Annotated in this window: 13 protein-coding genes and 1 tRNA gene; 1 reads left to right on the top strand and 13 read right to left on the bottom strand. The window is 65.6% G+C overall.

Annotated elements, in window-relative coordinates; genetic code table 11:
- Positions 1–49: 49 nt before the first annotated feature.
- Both RTQ83_RS18965 and nhaA read right to left on the bottom strand, forming a co-directional pair.
- Positions 50–436 carry an Rrf2 family transcriptional regulator gene (locus RTQ83_RS18965; RefSeq protein WP_312517938.1) on the bottom strand — a complete coding sequence of 129 codons (387 nt, stop codon included), beginning with the start codon at positions 434–436 and terminating at the stop codon, positions 50–52.
- 163 nt (positions 437–599) lie between these two features.
- A complete protein-coding gene (gene nhaA / locus RTQ83_RS18960; protein WP_312517880.1) occupies positions 600–1814 on the bottom strand; it encodes a Na+/H+ antiporter NhaA in 1215 nt (404 codons plus the stop codon).
- A 210-nt stretch (positions 1815–2024) separates the two neighbouring features.
- Between nhaA and RTQ83_RS18955 the strand changes: the two genes are divergently transcribed.
- The gene (locus tag RTQ83_RS18955; protein ID WP_312517877.1) at positions 2025–5267 is read left to right on the top strand and encodes a di-heme oxidoredictase family protein; all 3243 of its coding nucleotides are present in this window, start codon (positions 2025–2027) and stop codon (positions 5265–5267) included.
- A gap of 34 nt (positions 5268–5301) precedes the next feature.
- Here RTQ83_RS18955 and RTQ83_RS18950 read toward each other — a convergent pair whose 3' ends face one another.
- From RTQ83_RS18950 to RTQ83_RS18900, 11 genes are all read right to left on the bottom strand, one after another.
- Positions 5302–5703: a hypothetical protein gene (locus RTQ83_RS18950; protein ID WP_312517874.1), complete on the bottom strand. Its 402-nt coding sequence runs from the start codon at positions 5701–5703 to the stop codon at positions 5302–5304.
- Positions 5703–6158 (bottom strand): glycine cleavage system protein H, encoded by a 456-nt coding sequence (locus RTQ83_RS18945; RefSeq protein ID WP_312517872.1) that lies wholly within the window; start codon positions 6156–6158, stop codon positions 5703–5705. The genes RTQ83_RS18950 and RTQ83_RS18945 overlap by 1 nt, the downstream gene beginning before the upstream one ends.
- Before the next feature lie 32 nt (positions 6159–6190).
- Positions 6191–6286 (bottom strand) — tRNA-Sec (locus RTQ83_RS18940).
- A gap of 43 nt (positions 6287–6329) precedes the next feature.
- Positions 6330–8276, bottom strand: a complete 1947-nt coding sequence (gene selB / locus RTQ83_RS18935; protein ID WP_312517870.1) for a selenocysteine-specific translation elongation factor — start codon at positions 8274–8276, stop codon at positions 6330–6332.
- A gap of 32 nt (positions 8277–8308) precedes the next feature.
- On the bottom strand, positions 8309–9760 hold the full coding sequence (selA, locus tag RTQ83_RS18930; RefSeq protein WP_312517868.1) for an L-seryl-tRNA(Sec) selenium transferase: 1452 nt from the start codon (positions 9758–9760) through the stop codon (positions 8309–8311).
- Between the two features lie 2 nt (positions 9761–9762).
- The gene (fdhE, locus tag RTQ83_RS18925; RefSeq protein WP_312517865.1) at positions 9763–10764 is read right to left on the bottom strand and encodes a formate dehydrogenase accessory protein FdhE; all 1002 of its coding nucleotides are present in this window, start codon (positions 10762–10764) and stop codon (positions 9763–9765) included.
- 42 nt (positions 10765–10806) lie between these two features.
- Positions 10807–11448 carry a formate dehydrogenase subunit gamma gene (locus tag RTQ83_RS18920; RefSeq protein ID WP_312517862.1) on the bottom strand — a complete coding sequence of 214 codons (642 nt, stop codon included), beginning with the start codon at positions 11446–11448 and terminating at the stop codon, positions 10807–10809.
- A 10-nt stretch (positions 11449–11458) separates the two neighbouring features.
- Positions 11459–12388, bottom strand: coding sequence for a formate dehydrogenase subunit beta (gene fdxH, locus RTQ83_RS18915; RefSeq protein ID WP_312517859.1), 930 nt, complete (start codon positions 12386–12388; stop codon positions 11459–11461).
- 3 nt (positions 12389–12391) lie between these two features.
- The gene (fdnG, locus tag RTQ83_RS18910; RefSeq protein WP_312517856.1) at positions 12392–15463 is read right to left on the bottom strand and encodes a formate dehydrogenase-N subunit alpha; all 3072 of its coding nucleotides are present in this window, start codon (positions 15461–15463) and stop codon (positions 12392–12394) included.
- A 116-nt stretch (positions 15464–15579) separates the two neighbouring features.
- Positions 15580–15903, bottom strand: a complete 324-nt coding sequence (locus RTQ83_RS18905) for a hypothetical protein (RefSeq protein ID WP_312517854.1) — start codon at positions 15901–15903, stop codon at positions 15580–15582.
- A 231-nt stretch (positions 15904–16134) separates the two neighbouring features.
- Positions 16135–18003, bottom strand: coding sequence for a patatin-like phospholipase family protein (locus RTQ83_RS18900; RefSeq protein ID WP_312517852.1), 1869 nt, complete (start codon positions 18001–18003; stop codon positions 16135–16137).
- Between the last annotated feature and the right edge of the window lie 94 nt (positions 18004–18097).

Below are 18097 nucleotides of genomic sequence, written 5' to 3'. Positions count from 1 at the left end.
TTGACGGGAATGTTGTAAAAGACTGTCGCGCTACCGGGCAAACCGTCGCTTACTCCTCGGGCGCCGGCAGGAAGGACGACAGCCGCATCGCCCCAAATTCACGCAGCAGCGTACCGGCCGCCTGCGCCAGCGCCACGTCGAGCGCACCGGTAATGGCGCGCTCGGCCGCGCAGCCCGGATGGTCGACGCTCGAACCGATGGCGAAGATTACCGGTTCTTCCAGCGCCTGGTACACGTCGAGCACGGTGATCTGCTCCGGATCGGCGGTCAGCATCCAGCCGCCACTGCGTCCCGCCGTCGAGCTGACGTAACCTGCGGTGCGCAGGCCGGCCATCATGCGCCGCACCAGCACCGGGTTGGTATCGAGCATGCCGGCGATCTCTTCTGAGCTGGCCACTCCCTTGCGACCGTGCAGATGCACCAGTACATGCAACATACGCGCCAAACGAAAATCCGCTCTCATCCTGTCCCTTCCTCCTTGTAGCCGAGCATACCGCAACTCGAAGAGTTTCGGAATGGCTCAGTCAAACCGCAATTCCAGGAATATCGGTTTAATGCTAAACGCAACTCCTGGGATGACAGTATCGACACCTCGGCTATCACTTCGCGCCGGCTTGGACCTCGAAGTCCATGGTCTGCGGATCGGTATCGGCCGCCGTCGGGCCGCCGCGCAGCTTCAGCCACACGAAGCCAAGCACGCCCGCCGTCAGCGAGGCGGTCAGGATCGCCAGCTTGGATGCATCCACCAGTTCATGCCGCCCTTCGAAGGCGAGATTGGTGATGAAGATCGACATCGTGAAGCCGATCCCGCCGAGCATGCCCGCTCCCAGGATATGGCGCCACGCCAGATCCAGCGGCAGGCGGCAGACACCGACAGCGACCGCCGCGAAGCAGGCCAGCACGATGCCGACCGGCTTGCCCGCCACCAGCCCGAAGATGATGCCCAGGCTGTTCGACGACGCCAGCTGATTCGCCCAGTCGGCGCCGATCACGACGCCGGTATTGGCCAGCGCAAAGATCGGCAGGATCAGGAAGGCGACAGGCGTATGCAGGGTATGCTCCAGCCGCTCGGACGGCGACGCGGCATCGTCTTCGCGGGTCGAGTGCGGAATCGCGAACGCCAGCAGGACCCCGGCGATGGTGGCGTGCACGCCCGACTTGAGCATGCAGAACCACATCAGCGCCCCGCCGATCAGGTACAGCGACAGCAGCTTGACGCCGGCCACGCGGTTGAGCACCAGCAGCACGGCGAACAGCGCCAGCGCCGCGGCTAGGAAAACCACTGACAGCTGCGAGGTATAGAACAGCGCGATCACCACGATGGCGATCAGGTCGTCGATCACCGCCAGCGCAGCCACGAACACCTTGAGCGACGCCGGCACGCCTTTGCCGAGCAGCGTCAGCACGCCAAGCGCGAACGCGATGTCGGTCGCCATCGGGATGCCGATGCCGGCTTGGGTCGGCGTGCCGCCATTGAAGCCGAAGTGAATCAGCGCCGGCACCGCGACCCCGCCGAATGCCGCAATCACCGGCAGCAGCGCATTGCGCAGCGACGACAGTTCGCCACTGACCAGCTCGCGCTTGAGTTCCAGTCCCACCAGCAGGAAGAACACCGCCATCAGCGCGTCGTTGACCCACAGCTCGACGCTCAGGCCACCCACCACCGTGCGCCAGAAGCCCAGGTAGCCGTCACCCAGCGCGGAATTGGCCAGCGCCAGCGACACCAGGGTGCACAGGATCAGCAGCACGCCGCCGGCCTGGCCCGAGTGAAGAAAGTCCTGGAAGGTCCTGGATAGGCGCCGCTCTACGTGCATGGGGTCTCCTGTGAAGGTGTTACTGGGTATGCGAAGCCGGTGAGTATAGTCGATCCGACCATGTTCCCGATGGGGAATGCGTGCCGGTGCGCCGCGTTGGCCAGGCCCCGCCATGTGAAATCCTGAACATCCGCTTGACACGTATTGACGAGTCAGGTTACGTTATCGTTAATATTGCTGCAGCGCAATATTCAACTCATGGAGATTCACATGTCCCACATGCCCCGCCGTCCGCACGCCGGCCGACGTTCGCTGCACCGTTTGCCCCATACCCTTCCCCTCGCCGTCCCTCTTGCTATCACGCTCCTGCTGGCCGGTTGCGGCGGCGGCGATGGTGATTCCGCCGGTACCATGGCCTCGCTCCAGAATGCCACCAGCGGCGTGATGCGCTCGGTCGCCGCCATGTTCGGCGACACCGAGACCGCACTCACCCCGGTCAATGCCAGCGCCAGCTCGTCCGAGCGCGGCGACCTCGATGCGCGCGCCGCCATCGACCGCGACACCGGCACGCGCTGGGGCAGCCGCTTCACCGATGACGAATGGCTGGTGCTCGACTTCGGCAAGGTCGAGACCATCACCCGCGTGCGGATCGACTGGGAAAACGCCCACGCCAGCCAGTACCTGCTGCAAGTCTCGAGCGACGGCAGCACCTGGACCACGATCAAGACCGTGGCCGAGAGCATGGGCGGCACCGAGGACTTCACCGGCCTGGCCGGAGAAGGCCGCTACCTGCGCATGAAAGGCATCAAGCGCGCCGGCCAGTACGGCTACTCGATCCTCGAGATCCAGGCCTTCACCGGCAGCCCGGCCGCACCGGAACCGGCGCCCGAACCGGAACCGCTGCCGGTCGATCTCACCAAGCCCGGCGTGCCGGTCAAGCCACTGGCCGCGACCTCGTCGACGCCGGAAAACGGCGGCCTCAAGGCGGAGATGGCGATCGACGGCAAGCCAGGCACCCGCTGGTCGAGCCGGCCCGAAGACGGCGCCTGGATCCAGTTCGACTTCGGCAGCCGCACCCCGATCGGCTACATGAAGCTGGTCTGGGAGAATTCGTACGGCAAGCGGTACACGCTGCTGACCTCGAACGACGGCCAGTCGTGGACCCAGCTGCGCCATGTCGGCAACGGCAAGGGAGGTACCGAGGAATTCTTCAACCTGAACACCAGCGCGCGCTACCTGCGCCTGCAGGGGGTGGCTCGCGCCACCCAGTACGGCTACTCGCTGTTCGAGGTCGAATTCAAAACCCCGGGCAGCGACAACACGCTGCCGGAGGCCGAGACTTCGGCCGTGCGCTTCCCTGCGAGCGGCGCCGGCTGGCAGCCTTTACCTGGTGCGAGCGAGCCGATCGAGACGCTGCAGTTCACGCTGGCCGACGGCACCCTGGTCACGCGCTTCGGTGCGCGCGGCCTGGCGCGCCATGGCCGCGAGCGCGGCGAAGAGTGGAACGAGATCGGCTACGGCCCCAACGAGACGGTCGACGCCGCCACCGGCCTGCCGCTGGATAAGGGTCCGGGCAACTACCTGACCTTCGTGCCGCAGTACTTCAAGAACCGCACCTGGGGCGTCGAGATCATCGACAACAGCCGCGTTGCGGGCGTGACCAAGCCGCAGCTGATCGTCAACCAGTACACCCAGGTCGACTTCCGCCAGGGCGAAGTGGCATTCTTCCGCGGCTTCGACCGCGTGGGCGTGACGGGCTATGGCTGGATGGCGCCGGGCGAACTGGTCGACCGCAGTGTCACGATCTGCAAGCCGGTAGCCCATCCACAGGCCAACAAGCTGCTCACCCCGAACGGCATCAACGGCGCCTGCACGCTGCTGGTGAAGGATTATCCCGGACACGGCGAGCTGAATGCGGACGGCTTCCCGACCGGGCGTAACATACCGGCGCGTCCGCTGGTAGCGGGCGACATCATCGAAGTGTCGCCGTCGATGTTCTCGACCACCGAAGCGATGCTGGCCAAGGGCGACAACGGCGGCATCCGTTATTACTCGGCGGAGTGGAGCTACGTGGTCGGCCAGGGCCTGCGGCCATGGTACGGCATCCAGCCGCGCCTGAATTCGGTGCCGCTGCCGGCCGAGACGCTGTCCGGCGGCCTGGGCTCGGTATCGTACAACTACAGTGACAACGGCCTGTTCATGTTCCAGCAGCCGCACAACCATGCGGGCATGCAGAACATGCAGCGCTTCGTCGAAGGCCGGCGCCTGGTGCACACCAACTTCACCACGGGCGAACATAACGAGCCGGGCAACGACCGCTATACCGATGCGATGAACCTGCAGGGCCAGCGCTTCAACCAGTCCACCTGTATCGGCTGCCATGTCAACAACGGCCGCAGCCCGGCGCCCGCCGCGATCGACCAGCGCCTGGACGGCATGGCGGTGCGCGTGGCCAGCCTCAAGGCGGACGGCACCCAGCTGCCGCACCCTACCTACGGCAGCACGGTGCAGATGAACGGCCTGTCGCCGAGCGGCTCGGCCCAGGACTGGGGCACCGGCGTGCGCGTGGCCGGCTTCGACACCCGCAGCGTGACGCTGGCGGACGGCACCAACGTCGAACTGCGCAAACCCAAGCTGGCCTACGACGGCCCGGCGCCGCAGGTCGCGTCCCTGCGTGCGGCGCAGCCGATGATCGGCACCGGCCTGCTGGAAGCGGTGCCGGAAGCCGATATCCTGGCACGCGTGCGCCAGAGCGCCGATCAGGACGGCGTCAAGGGCGTGGCCAACTTCGTGTTCGATCCGGAGTCGGGAGCGGTGCGCCTGGGCCGCTTCGGCTGGAAGGCGTCGAAGGCTACGTTGCGCCACCAGAGCGCGGCGGCGCTGCTGCAGGACATGGCGGTGACGTCCACCGTCTACCCGAGCCGCTCGTGCGACATCAACCCGGCCGGCTGCCGCAACGCCACCGCCCAGCGCGGCATCTCGGAGGCGGATCTGCAGTCGATCTCGAACTACCTGGCACTGCTGGCGGTGCCGGCCCAGCGCAGTCTGTCGAGCGGCTTCCCGAAAGGCGTGGCACCACTGGACGAGCACCGCGTCGATACGCGCCAGGTGGCGTCGGGTTCGAAGCTGTTCGAGGCAATGCGCTGCGTGGCCTGCCACACGGCGTCGATGAAGACCGGCTCCAATCACCTGTTCGCCGAACTGCGCGACCAAACCATCCGTCCGTTCACCGACCTGCTGCTGCACGATATGGGTCCGGGTTTGGCCGACAACTACAGCGAAGGCCAGGCCACGGGCAGCATGTGGCGTACCGCGCCGTTGTGGGGCATTGGTTATACCGAGAAGGTGATGGGCAAAGAAGGCAAGGTCGGTTACCTGCATGACGGTCGTGCGCGTACCCTGCTTGAAGCGATCCTGTGGCACGACGGTGAAGCGGCGGCGGCGCGCAAACGTTTCGAGAAGCTGTCGGCGAGCGACCGCGAGGCCTTGATGGCGTTCCTGCGCTCGCTGTAATCGTAGGGTTGGCGGCTTTGCCGCCAACCCTATGTCAGAACACCAGTATCTGCCAGCCGTCCGCGCGGCCTTGCTCAATGAAGGAGACCATCCCTTCGACGCCGGCGCAATGTTGGTTCAGATCCGCGCGCGTGGCGGCGCAGGCATGCAGCGCCTGGGTACAGGCCCGGATCTCGACACCCAGTTCGGCCGTCATCGCCAGGTGCCGCCCAATGGCCCAGCGCTCTGCGCCGAAGCCCGTCAGCCGCTCGCTTTCCGCGGCCAGCAACCACTGCACCGATTGCGAAGAAAACAGCATCTTGACGCGCATGTCGAGCGCCGCCGCGGCCTGCGCGGCCATGAAGGGCGTGGCCAGCAGCTCGGGCCGGCTCAGGTCGCACGACCAGACCATGATCGCCAGGCCGCGCTCGGCCGGTTTGGTGTCGGCACCGCCCATCACGGCAAGCTCGGCTTGATCCAGTCATCGACCGGCTCCAACCGCATGCGGCGCTCGGCCTGCTCGACCAGTGCCTCGCCGTGCGCCAGCCGCGCCAGGTCTTCCTCGCGATTGGATGGCTGGATCACGCAGATCCAGCCGGCGCCGTACGGGTCCTGGTTGATCAGTTCCGGCTTCTCTTCGAGCGCCTCGTTGATCTCGACCACGGTGCCGCTGACCGGCGTCTTGATGGTCACGACCGTCTTGCTCAGTTCGACGACGCCCATGGTCTTGCCCTGCTCGACCTCGGTCCCGACCGATTTCGGACGGCACATGTAGAAGTAGTTACCGCTGATCTTGACGCCGAAAGCGCTGACGCCCACCTGCATGCGGCCGTCGCCGATATCGCGGCACCACATGTCGTGTTCGAGATCGAAATAACAATCGTCGGGATAGTCGTAGCCGAGGATCTGCATGGCGTCGCGCGAAGGAAAGAGGAAGAAGAGAATGGCGGAAGGATGCGGGAGTCGAACCCACCCGGCGACGCATGGCGCCACCAACTGGGTTTGAAGCCCAGCCGCCCCACCAGGGACGATTTCCTTCCGAAGAGACCGTATTTTACCGCGTACGGCCAAAACGCGACAGACTCAAGACGCTTTCGAGTCCTGCTTTGAATCCTGCTCCGGGAACAGCATGGTCCCCGGCCGCAGCAGGTGCAGGTCGCCCACCCGGCGCAAAAAGCCGATGCGGTCGAAGAACTCGAGGATCTGGATCGCGCGCTTGCGTCCCAGGCCGGTATGGTCGCGGAAGCGCGCGGCGGTAATCGCCCCGCCCTCACCCTCGGCCGCCAACCGGCGCGCCAGCGACGCCGCTTCCTGCATCACGGCCGGGTGGTAGAACAGGTCCTTGACCACCTGGTACACGTCACCGCCGCGCGCCATGCGGCCCAGCACCTGGCGCACCTGCTGTTCGGGCAGGCGCGCGGTATCGGCGATGTCGCGCACCCAGGGCGGATCGAAACGGCCGTCGAGCAGCATCGGCAGCGCGCGTTCGGCGACGATCTGTTCCGCCGCTTTCAAGGCGATGCCGTGTTCCGGCAAGTGCAGGAAACCGTTGCGTCGGTTGATCTTGCCGGCTTGAATCAGGTGCTCGACCAGTTGCAGCCACAGCGCCTCGGGCATGCGCGGCGCGGCCAGGCGGCGGGCGCGCAGCAGGTCGGGGCCGATCTCGTCCGGGTATTTGGCGTGGAAGTCGCGCAGCGCGGTCAACAGGCCGGTCTCGTTCTGTTCCAGGCGCGCGCGCGCGATGATCCATTCGCCGCCGGCGCCGACCACGGCATCCGGCACCTCGTCCAGGGCGAACGGCCAGGACGCCAGGCCGGCACTGCGCAGCCAGGCCGCGCCATTCACGCCGTACTGGGCCTGGGCCAGCGCGCCCTGCAGGCGTGCCAGCGGCTCATCCGCGCGCTGGCTGTCCAGATAGGCCAGCCGCTCCGGGGTCTGGCGATAACGCGTCGGACCCAACGGATCGAGCACGCTGCCGCCGGCCACCGTGCGCACCGCCGACGCGTCGCGCAGGATGAAGCGGTCGCCGTGCCAGACATTGGCCGGCTTGTGCAGCACCAGCTGGGCCAGCGCGCCGGAGCCGGGCGCGATCGACGGCTGGCCCAGCACCGCCACCGTCGCCAGGCAATCCTGGGTCGCGGCGTGCAGGTGGACCGCGGTGCCGGAACGCAGCGCGCGTTCTTCGGTGGAGGCGACTTCGAGCCAGACGTCGATGCGCTGGGTAGTCAGCGCAATGGCCGGGTCGCACAGCACCTGGCCGCGCAGATCGTCGGTGCGTTCCAGGCCCGCCAGGCCAACCGCGCAGCGCTGGCCGGCATGGGCCGACTCGGCGCCGCGGCTGTGCACCTGCAGGCTGCGCACGCGGTAGGTACGATCGGGCGTGCCGGCCAGGCACAGGGCGTCGGCGACGGCGACGTTGCCGGCGCCGATGCTGCCCGCGACCACGGTGCCGACACCGTCGAGCGTGAACGCGCGGTCCAGGCCCATGCGGAATCCGGCGCCGGTCATATCGTCGGCGCGCGAGGCCTGCGCCTCGGACGCCAGGCGGGCACGCAATTCGTCGACGCCATCGCCACGCACGCTCGACACCTGCAATACCGGATAGTCTTCCAGTCCCGCGCTACTCAACAGCGCATGCACCTGCGCCTCGCAGGCCGCCAGCCGTTCGGCATCGACCCGGTCGATCTTGGTGATCACCGCCGCGCCACGGCGCACGCCGAGCAGCGACAGGATGGTCGCATGCTCGACCGTCTGCGGCATTGGGCCGTCGTCGGCCGCAACCAGCAGCAGGCCGTAATCGATCCCGCTGGCGCCGGCCACCATGGTGCGCACCAGCTTTTCGTGGCCCGGGACGTCGACGAAGCCGATGCGGCCGTCGCTGGAACCCGGTTGCGGCATCCAGGCATAACCCAGTTCGATGGTGATGCCGCGCTTCTTTTCTTCGGGCAGGCGGTCGGCGTCGATCCCGGTCAGGGCGCGCACCAGCGCGGTCTTGCCGTGGTCGATGTGGCCTGCGGTGCCTACGATCATGCTCAGTTCTTTCTTGCTCAGTTCTTTCTTGATTAATTGCCGTTGACCGCGCGCTGCAGCAGCGTCATCTGGCCCAGCAGCTCGCCTGGGTCGTCAATGCAGCGGCAATCGAGCAGCAGGCGGTCTTCCGCGATGCGACCGATCACCGGCAGCGGCAAGCCGCGCAGCGCTTCGGCCAACGCATCGAGCGCACTGCCGACGCCGCGCTTGCCTGCCAACACCGGCGCGATCGCCAGCCCGCTCGACGGCAGACGGTCGACCGGCAGCGAGCCGGAACCGATCTGGCTCTGCATCGATTCCAGGGTGACGCTAAAGCGCGGCGACAAGGCCTGCGCAAATGCCGGAAGCAATGCGCCCGCAGTCGCGGCGACAGTCTCCTCGCTGCGGGTCAGCCAGCGCAGCGTCGGCAGCTGGTCAACGAGCAGTTCCGGTTGCAGGTACAGCTGCAGCGTCGCCTCCAGCGCCGCCAGCGGCAGTTTCGACAGGCGCAGCGCGCGCTTCATCGGATGCTTGCGGATGCGCGTCACCAGCTCCTTCGAGCCGACGATCAGGCCGGCCTGCGGCCCGCCCAGCAGCTTGTCGCCCGAGAAAGTGACGACGTCACAGCCATCCGCCAGCATCTGCTGCGGCGTCGGTTCCTGCGGCAGGCCGTACTTGCCCATGTCGATCAGCGAGCCGCTGCCCAGGTCCGTCACCAGCGCGACGCCGCGGCGCTTCGCCAGCGGCGCCAGTTCGGCTTCCGACACCGAACTGGTGAAGCCCTGGATCGCATAGTTACTGGTGTGGATCTTCATCAGGAGCGCGGTGCGCTCGGTGATGGCGCGTTCGTAGTCCGCGAGATGGGTACGATTCGTGGTGCCCACTTCGACCATGTGGGCGCCGGCGCTGGCCATCACGTCCGGCATGCGGAAGGCGCCACCGATTTCGACCTGCTCGCCGCGCGAGACGATCGCCTCGCGCCCGGCGCTCAGGGCCGCCAGCGACAGCAGCACCGCCGCCGCATTGTTGTTGACCACGGTCGCGGCTTCGGCGCCCGTGATGTCGCACAGCAGTCCTTCGACGATGCTGTCGCGATCGCCGCGCGAACCGCTGGCGATATCGTATTCGAGGTTGTTCGGACCGCTCATCATCGCCGTCAGGTGACGGATCGCCGCTTCCGGCAGCACGGAGCGGCCGAGGTTGGTGTGGATAACGGTACCGGTGAGATTGATCACCCGCCGCATGCGCGGCGCCAGACGCCCGGCGACGCGTGCCGCCACGGCCTGCCCCAGAGCCTCTGGAGCAAGCGCGGCGACGGACAGCGCGCCGGCCAGGGCCTGGGCGCGCAATCCGTCCACCAGGCCACGGGCTTGCGCCGCGACCATGGTGTGGCCATGCAGGGGGATCAAGGCCTGCACGGACGGCAGGCGCAAGAGTTTATCGATCGAAGGCAGATCCTTGACTGTCGCCTTCGAGCCGTGGACCACGGACTCGTCGGTCGACATGATCAAGTACTCCTATCAGTTGCAGGAACGCTGTCCTCCGCCGAAGGATCGCCTTCGCCGGTGAGCAGCAGCAGGTTGATGCCATGCGGCTGGAAGCCCGCTTCCGACACCAGGATGTCCAGCGTCAGCGACGCCAGGTCGTCCGCCACCGGTTCGACATGCAGCTCGCGCTCCATGCGCACCATCTTCAGGTAGTGGCCGCACTCGTCGCAGGTTTCCGCCTGCACCGAGGCCATGTTCGCATCCTGCTTGGCGCCATCGGTCGCCACCGCTTCGAGCGAGTGGTAGTGGATACCCTTGGTGCTTTCGCAGTGGCTGCACTTGACCCGCACCATATGCCACTGCGTCGAGCACAGCGAGCAATGCAGGTAGCGGTAGTTGCCGCCCTGGGCATCGACCTTGGTGATCGAGGCCACCGGCAGGCTGCCGCAGCAAGGGCACAGGGTCGTGTCGAGCGTACGCCCGAACGGCGCCTGGCGCGCCTTGCCGTGCAGGCGATCCACTTCCAGCACCAGATGGGTCCAGTAGACCTGCAGGCCGGCCGCCACCAGCGGCGCAGCACTCATGTCCAGACCGGCTGCGCCATTCAGCAGCAATTCGGCCTGGCCTTCAAGATGGCTGTCGTCGCCGTCGAGCAGGCCCTGCACCACGGCTTGCGCCGGGCTGCCGGCCAAACGCGGCACCAGCAGTTCCAGCATGCGGCGGGTTGCCACACGCCAGGCCGGGTCGCGTGGCCACAGGGCTGCCGGCAGCGGCGGACGGGCGGCACGACCGGCGGCTGCCAGGTCGTCCTCGCTCGGCAGTGCTGCCTGCGGATAGTCCTGCAGGACTTCATGCTGCACGTGCGCCAGTTCGGCGGCGAACAGCAGGAAGTCGCGCATCGCATGACCGGCCGCCAGCTCGCGCAGGCGGGTTTCCCGGTTGGCGAACACCTCGGCCCGCACCGGGAGGTGCAGGTAAGGCATCTGTTGACCGGCCCGGACCGCAATTTCTTCCGGACTCATCAACGGTGTTGCTTTGGACAGACTCATTGGAATGAAGCTTCCTTAATGTTTCTTGCGGGTGACTTCTTGGCTGTTTTTGCCGGCCACTTCCTTATACCACAGTGGGTGGTGCGACTTGGCCCAGTCCTCGTGTACCGTGCCACGGGTCATGGCGCGGAACGAGCCCTTGACCCAGATCGCAGCATACACGTGGATGATGACACTCATCACCAGCGCGAACGCGGCCACCGCATGCACCAGCATCGCGATGCGGCGCAGCGGGATCGGGAAGAAGTGCGCGAACCATGGCTGCCAGAACATGAAACCGGTGATCAACAGCAGCACCAGGCTGATGGCGAAGATCCAGAACACGCCCTTCTGACCAGCGTTGTACTTGTGCACCGGCGGCATGCCGCTTTCGTCGCCTTTCAGCAGTTGCGGCGCCTTCTTGACCCATTCCGTATCGGCCTTGGACCAGAAGTTGTCGCGCACCACGGCGAAGAACAGGCCAACGAAGCCCAGCACCATCAGCAGCCCGAAGAACGGGTGCAGGATACGGGTCCACTGGCCGCCACCGAAGAAGGCCGAGAAGAAGTACATGGACGGGTGGAACAGCGCCAGGCCGGTCAACCCCGCGCAGATGAACAGCAGGGCCACGGCCCAGTGGTTCATGCGCGTCATGTCGCGATAGCGAGTGATAAACATGTTCTTCTCCTTATACCCGTTCGTCTTCACGCGCCGAGCTCGGCGGCGTTGGCTGCACGCTTGGTTCGTCCACATGGGTTTCGATCGGGCCGACCTTCATGTAGTGGAAGAAGCCGGCCACTGCCGCACCGATCATCGCCGCCACGCCCAGCGGCTTGGCAGCGCCCTTCCACAGCGCCACGGTCGGGCTGATGGATGGGTTTTCCGGCAGGCCGTGGTACAGGTTCGGCTTGTCCGCGTGCTGCAGCACGTACATCACGTGCGTGCCGCCGACGCCGGCCGGGTTGTACAGGCCGGCGTTCTGGTAGCCGCGCTCCTTCAGGTCCACCACGCGGTCGGCTGCGTAGTCGATCATGTCTTCCTTGGTGCCGAAACGGATGGCGCCGGTAGGACAGATCTTGACGCAGGCCGGTTCCAGGTTCACTGCAACGCGGTCGGCGCACAGCGAGCACTTGTAGGCCTTCGAGTCCACCTTGCTGATGCGTGGCACGTCGAACGGGCAACCGGCGACGCAGTAGCCGCAGCCGATGCAGTTCTCGCTGATGAAGTCGACGATACCGTTGGTATACTTGACGATCGCGCCCGGCGCCGGGCATGCCTTCAGGCAGCCCGGTTCGTCGCAGTGCATGCAGCCGTCCTTGCGGATCAGCCACTCGAGACGGTCGCCCTCGTCCTCGGTCTTGGTGGTGACCTCGGAGTAGCGCATCACCGTCCACGACTGCGGCGTCAGGTCGAGCGGGTTGTCGTACACGCCATGGTTGTCGCCGATCTCGTCACGCAGATCGTTCCACTGCATACATGCAACCTGGCATGCCTTGCAGCCGATGCAGCTGGTGACGTCGATCAGCTTCGCCACTTCCGGCTTGTGGATGCGGGCCACCGGGGTGGTGGCCGTCGTCGCCGAACGGGCGGCGATATCGAGAGATTGAAGTGAAGACATTTATCAGATCCTTTCGATATTCACCAGGAACGACTTGAACTCAGGCGTCTGGGTATTCGCATCGCCCACGAACGGGGTCAGCGTGTTGACCAGGAAGCCTGGCTTGGTCAGGCCCACGAAGCCCCAGTGGTTCGGCAGACCCACCGTATCGACTTTCATGCCGTCGCAATCGAGTTGCGGGATACGCTTGGTCACGACCACCTTGGTCTTGATGAAGCCGCGCATCGAAGACACTTTCACCATGTCGCCATTCTTGATGCCTTTGGCGGCCGCCAGCTCTTCGCCGATTTCGACGAACTGCTGAGGCTGGATGATCGCGTTGCTCTGCACGTTCTTGGTCCAGTAGTGGAAGTGCTCGGTCAGACGATAGCTGGTTGCCACGTACGGGAAGTCCTTGGCGGTACCGAATGCTTCCATGTCGCCCTTGAACACGCGCGCCGCAGGGTTGGAGCGTGCCTTCAGGTTCTTCGGGTGCATCGGGTTCACCGGGAACGGCGACTCGAACGGCTCGTAGTGCTCAGGCAGCGGACCTTCGGCCATGCCGGTCGGAGCGAACAGACGCGCCACGCCTTCCGAGGTCATGATGAACGGCTGCACGCGGTTCTCTTCGTTCGGGTCCGCATCGGGACGGATGTCAGGAATGTCGGAACCGACCCAGCTGGTGCCGCTCCACTTGATCAGGGTGCGCTCCGGATTCCACGGCTTGCCCTTCGGATCGGTCGAGGCGCCGTTGTACAGGATGCGGCGGTTCGCCGGCCAGGCCCAGGCCCAGTTCAGCGTCTGGCCGATGCCATACGGGTCCGAATTGTCGCGGCGCGCCATCTGGTTGCCCGCTTCGGTCCATGCACCTGCATACACCCAGCAACCGCTGGCGGTCGAGCCGTCGTCGCGCAGCACGCCGAAGCCCGGCACCTGCTGGCCCTTCTTGAGGATCAGCTTGGTCGGATCTTTGGCATCGTACAGGTCGGCCAGTGCCTTGCCGTTGAATTCCATGGCCAGCTCTTCGGCCGAAGGGCTGTGTGGAATCTTGTACGGCCACGACAGGTTCACCATCGCATCAGGGAAGGCGCCGCCATCCTTGATGTACGCATTCTTCATGCGGGTGAACAGGTCGGCGATGATCTCGATGTCCGGCTTGCACTCGTACGGCGCGTCGGCGCCCTTCCAGTGCCACTGCAGCCAGCGCGACGAGTTCGACAGCGAACCGTCTTCTTCGGCGAACAGCGTGGTCGGCAGGCGGAACACGGTGGTCTGGATCGACGCGGTATCGACGTCGTTCGACTCGCCATGGTTCTTCCAGAACTCCGACGTCTCGGTGTTGAGCGGATCCATCGTCACCAGGAATTTCAGCTTCGACAGGCCGGTGATGATCTTCTTCTTGTTCGGGAAGGAGCCCACCGGGTTGAAGCCCTGGCAGATGTAGCCGTTCATCTTGCCCTGGCCCATCAGCTCGAACGCCTGCAGCACGTCGTACAGCTTGTCGATTTTCGGCAAGTAGTCGAAGGCCCAGTTGTTTTCCTTGGTCGCGGCATCGCCCCACCAGGCTTTTTGCAGGCTGACGAAGAACTTTGGATAGTTCTGCCAGTAGCTCATCTGGTTCGGACGCAGCGGCTTCATCGCACGCGGCTTGTAGTAGGTCTCCAGATCCTGCTCGTTGTCGGTCGCCAGCGACAGGTAGCCGGGCAGCGAGTTCGACAGCAGGCCGAGGTCGGTCAGACAATGGATGTTGGAGTGGCCGCGCAGCGCGTTCAGGCCACCGCCGGCGACGCCGACGTTACCCAGCAGCAGCTGCATGATGGCGCCGGTGCGGATGATCTGCGAGCCCTGGCTGTGCTGGGTCCAGCCCAGTGCGTACATGATGGTCATGGCGCGGCCAGGCACGGCCGTCGACGAGATGTACTCGCACACCTTCATGAACTGCTTGACCGGGGTACCGGTGATCTTGCTGACTTGCTCAGGGGTGTAGCGCGAGTAATGGCGCTTCATCACCTGCAGGACGCAATTCGGGTCTTGCATGGTCGGATCGACCTTGGCGTAACCCTGCTCGTCCAATGCGTAGCCCCACGACTTGTTGTCGTAGCGGCGCTTGGTCTCGTCGTAGCCCGAGAACAGGCCGTCTTCGAACGAGAAGTCAGGACCGACGATAAAGGTCGCGTTGGTGTAGTTCCGGACGTATTCGGTCTGGATCTTGTCGTTGCTCAGCAGGTAGTTGATGACGCCGCCCAGGAAGGCGATGTCGGAACCGGCGCGGATCGGCGCGTAATAGTCGCTCATGGCGGCCGAACGCGTGAAGCGCGGGTCGACCACGACCAGCTTCGCTTTGTTGTGATGCTTGGCTTCGATCACCCACTTGAAACCGCACGGGTGAGCTTCGGCGGCATTGCCGCCCATAATCAGTACTACATCGGCATTCTTGATGTCAACCCAATGGTTGGTCATCGCGCCACGTCCGAACGTCGGGGCCAGACCGGCCACCGTAGGTCCGTGTCAAACGCGAGCCTGGTTATCGAAGACGAGCATGCCCATCGAACGCATCGCTTTGTGCGTGATGTAGCCCGTTTCGTTGCTCGCCGCGGACGCACACAGCATGCCGGTGCTCGTCCATCGGTTGACCAGTTTGCCTTCGGCATTGTTGACGACGAAGTTCGCATCGCGATCTTCCTTCATCAGCTTGGCGATGCGCGACATCGCGTCATCCCAGGAAACGCGCTTCCATTCGTTGCTGCCTGGCTCGCGCACTTCCGGATACTTCAGGCGGTTCGGGCTGTGGACGAAGTCCAGCAGTCCGGCGCCTTTCGGGCACAGCGTACCGCGGTTCACCGGATGGTCCGGGTCGCCTTCGATATGGATGATGTCCGACGTGACGTTCTTCGCGCCATCGCCGATGCTGTACATCAGCAGGCCGCAGCCGACCGAGCAGTACGGACAGGTGTTGCGCGTTTCTTTGGCGCGCGCCAATTTAAAGTGCCGCGTCTCCGCCATCGCCGGCAGCGGCGAGAAGCCGAGCGCGACGATGGTGGAAGCGGCCAGTCCCGCACCGCTTACGCGGAGGAACTGCCTACGATTCATGCCCATCTAGGTTCTCCTACTAGTAATGGATTGTGCCCACCGCAAAGCGGCCAGCCGGAGGATCTCCCCGGCCAGCCCTTGTACCTACTATGTGGCGTGCACGCCGTACGACATCGCCTGCTTTACTTGGCAGGCGCCGCCGCTGGTTGGGTGGTGGCGCCGTCGCCACCGGTCGGTTCGGACGCGCCCGTGTCACGCGGCTTGTCCTGATCTTGCCCTGCAACCACGCCACCGATGGCGGTGCTGCCCTCGCCCGGGCTCGCGCCCGAGACGGTCTTGTCCGATTCCACCGTCTCCGGCACGATCGCTGCGTGCGGATCGACTGCGGCGCCGTTCGGCGCGGTGTTCGCAGCGGCCGTGTCCGGCACCTTTGCTTCTTCACGGCTGCATGCCGCCAGCGCCACCAGTACGGCCGCGACGCCCAGACCCTTGATTACGGTTTGCATGTTCACTTTGCGGTTCCTGACACGGTTATGAGTTTATGCTTTTGAGATATATCGGAAATATATAGGAATTCATGAACGGTAAAAATAAGTATTTTACGCAGTGGACATAGTCATATCTGACAAACAATGTTTGGTGCGTTCGCTTCATGAGCGCCATTCCCGTGCGTTATTGTACGACCGTGCGCGAATATTTGCTGACCACCCCCGTAATTCTCACCAATTATTTCCGCGTCAGTGCAGGGTCTCGCCACTGCCGCCGTCTGGACGTTGCTGTCCAGCAACGGACCATGGCGTCTCCGGCCCCTGCTGTGGCGGCGCCGGATGCCGTGCGCCGGCCTGCTCGCCGCGCTGTTCCACATCCAGCAGGCGCGTGGCATCCAGGCGCCTGCCGCCGTCGTCCATCCTCAAGAGCGTGCTGCCCTTGATCCTGAGCGTGCGCCCGTCCAGCACCGCCTCGCTGGCGTGCCAGCGCAGGGTCGCCTGCCCGCCGCCCTCCACCGTGATCACGTCCGGCGCCACCAGGCCGCCAACCAGCCGCTCGCGCCCCGCCATGTAGGGCCGCGCCTGTTCCATGCGGGCGCTGGGCTGGGCGCCGATGGCGCCGAAGTCGCGCGCCAGCGCTTCCCACAGCTGGCCGGACTGGGCACGCAGCGCCAGGTAGCGCCGCGCCTGCTCGCGGCCATGCGCCAGCAGCGCCTGGGCCAGGCCGGGATCGCGATCGAATTTCGAAAACAGGCCCATGTCGCGCCGCGCGCTGGCGCCCACCGCATCGCCGTCCATCACGATGCGCACCACCTCGATCGGCTTGTCGCGCGCGCGGGCACGCTGGCCCGGGTCGTCCAGGCGCGCGTTGACCGCTTCGATGAAGGTGACTTCCTGGTTCAGCGACAGGTTGCCCGACAGCGTATCGCGCCGGTGCCACAGCTCGTCGCCGGACTGGGCGCCGGCCTGGCTGACGCGCTTGCTGAAGTCGTAGCTGTCCTGGTTGATCTGCAGGATCCAGATCCCGTCCGGCTTGCGGGTGCGGCCGGCACTGCCGGAAATAAAATTCTTGATCGGCGGGTTTTGCGAGAACAATCCGTCCCAGCACGACATGCGGCGCTTCTCGTGGGTTTCGGGATCGGTGCCCTGGATCGTCTGGGCCATGAACACCCACGGCAGCGAGGCCGAGGCCACCACCGCGTCGAGCGTGATGCCGGCGTCGTCGGCCGCGCGCTCGGAGCTGAAGGCAACAAAGGCGCCGCTGTCGATGTCGACCGCCCCGATCAGGAGCTGCGGGATGGCCTCGGTGGCGCGCCGCACCGCGTCGGCCAGGCGCTCGAGGGCGGCAGGCTCGAACGCGATCTCGGGCGCGCGCCAGGCGTCGAACACGGCGCGCAGCAGCGCTTCCGGTGCGATATCGTGGTCGTGCGTCCATTCCACGATCCAGGGCGCGGCCGCCAGCCGGGCGCGGATGTCCTGGGCAATTTCTTCCTGGCGCGCGCGCAAGCGCTCGCGCTGGGCGGCGCCGGCACCGAGACGCGCTTCCAGCTCGCACGCCAGCCAGCGCTTGACCTCGACCGGGATGCTGCAGAAGTCGCCGATGGCGCCGACCAGGTCGAAGTCGACATGCGGCGCCACCGACTCGCGCAGCTGGAAGTAATGCCCGCGCATCCACGATCCGAGCGGCGGCCACATGCTGGCCAGCATCGGCCAGGTGGCGGTGGCCGCGGTTTCGATGTCGCGCAATGGGAACAGATACGGGCTGAGCTTGAGGTCGACCTGGGCCAGGCCGCCCATCCACTGCACCATGTCATTGAGCAGCTTTTCGCCGGGCGCGTTGGCGCAGTTGGCATTCCAGAAGTTCTCCAGCCGGGTGCGCGCGCTGTCCGGGCCGCCCAGCAGGAAACCGTACCATGCGAGCAGCGCGCTGATGGCGCCGCCCGAAGTGCCGCTGATCCCGGCCAGTTGCAGCAGCTCGCCGTCCAGGCCCGGGTGCAGCTTCCCGGCGGCCAGTTCGGCATTGTGGAATTGCGGCAGCAGGACCGGCAGTGCGCCGGCCGCATACGCGGCGTGGCTGCCCCCGCCCTGGCAGGCGACGGCGATGTGCTTGATGGGCATGATGGCCTCCTCGCTGATCGGTTGAAGCCGGGCCCGTGGATGGCGGCTTCGGCACGCCCGCAAGCGTAGTTGCCGTCTGGCCAACGCCTGTACC

It is taken from the genome of Massilia sp. (assembly GCF_031995545.1).
Lineage (GTDB): Bacteria > Pseudomonadota > Gammaproteobacteria > Burkholderiales > Burkholderiaceae_D > Telluria.
This window is presented reverse-complemented; position numbering and strand designations above follow the sequence as displayed.

Coding starts and splice junctions, on each gene's coding strand:
- RTQ83_RS18920 (WP_312517862.1), bottom strand. CDS start 11,448: ATGTTTATCACTCGCTATCGCGACATGACGCGCATGAACCACTGGGCC.
- fdxH (WP_312517859.1), bottom strand. CDS start 12,388: ATGTCTTCACTTCAATCTCTCGATATCGCCGCCCGTTCGGCGACGACG.
- fdhE (WP_312517865.1), bottom strand. CDS start 10,764: ATGAGTCCGGAAGAAATTGCGGTCCGGGCCGGTCAACAGATGCCTTAC.
- RTQ83_RS18965 (WP_312517938.1), bottom strand. CDS start 436: ATGTTGCATGTACTGGTGCATCTGCACGGTCGCAAGGGAGTGGCCAGC.
- selA (WP_312517868.1), bottom strand. CDS start 9,760: ATGTCGACCGACGAGTCCGTGGTCCACGGCTCGAAGGCGACAGTCAAG.
- RTQ83_RS18955 (WP_312517877.1), top strand. CDS start 2,025: ATGTCCCACATGCCCCGCCGTCCGCACGCCGGCCGACGTTCGCTGCAC.
- RTQ83_RS18905 (WP_312517854.1), bottom strand. CDS start 15,903: ATGCAAACCGTAATCAAGGGTCTGGGCGTCGCGGCCGTACTGGTGGCG.
- RTQ83_RS18945 (WP_312517872.1), bottom strand. CDS start 6,158: ATGCAGATCCTCGGCTACGACTATCCCGACGATTGTTATTTCGATCTC.
- RTQ83_RS18950 (WP_312517874.1), bottom strand. CDS start 5,703: ATGGGCGGTGCCGACACCAAACCGGCCGAGCGCGGCCTGGCGATCATG.
- RTQ83_RS18900 (WP_312517852.1), bottom strand. CDS start 18,003: ATGCCCATCAAGCACATCGCCGTCGCCTGCCAGGGCGGGGGCAGCCAC.
- nhaA (WP_312517880.1), bottom strand. CDS start 1,814: ATGCACGTAGAGCGGCGCCTATCCAGGACCTTCCAGGACTTTCTTCAC.
- selB (WP_312517870.1), bottom strand. CDS start 8,276: ATGATCGTAGGCACCGCAGGCCACATCGACCACGGCAAGACCGCGCTG.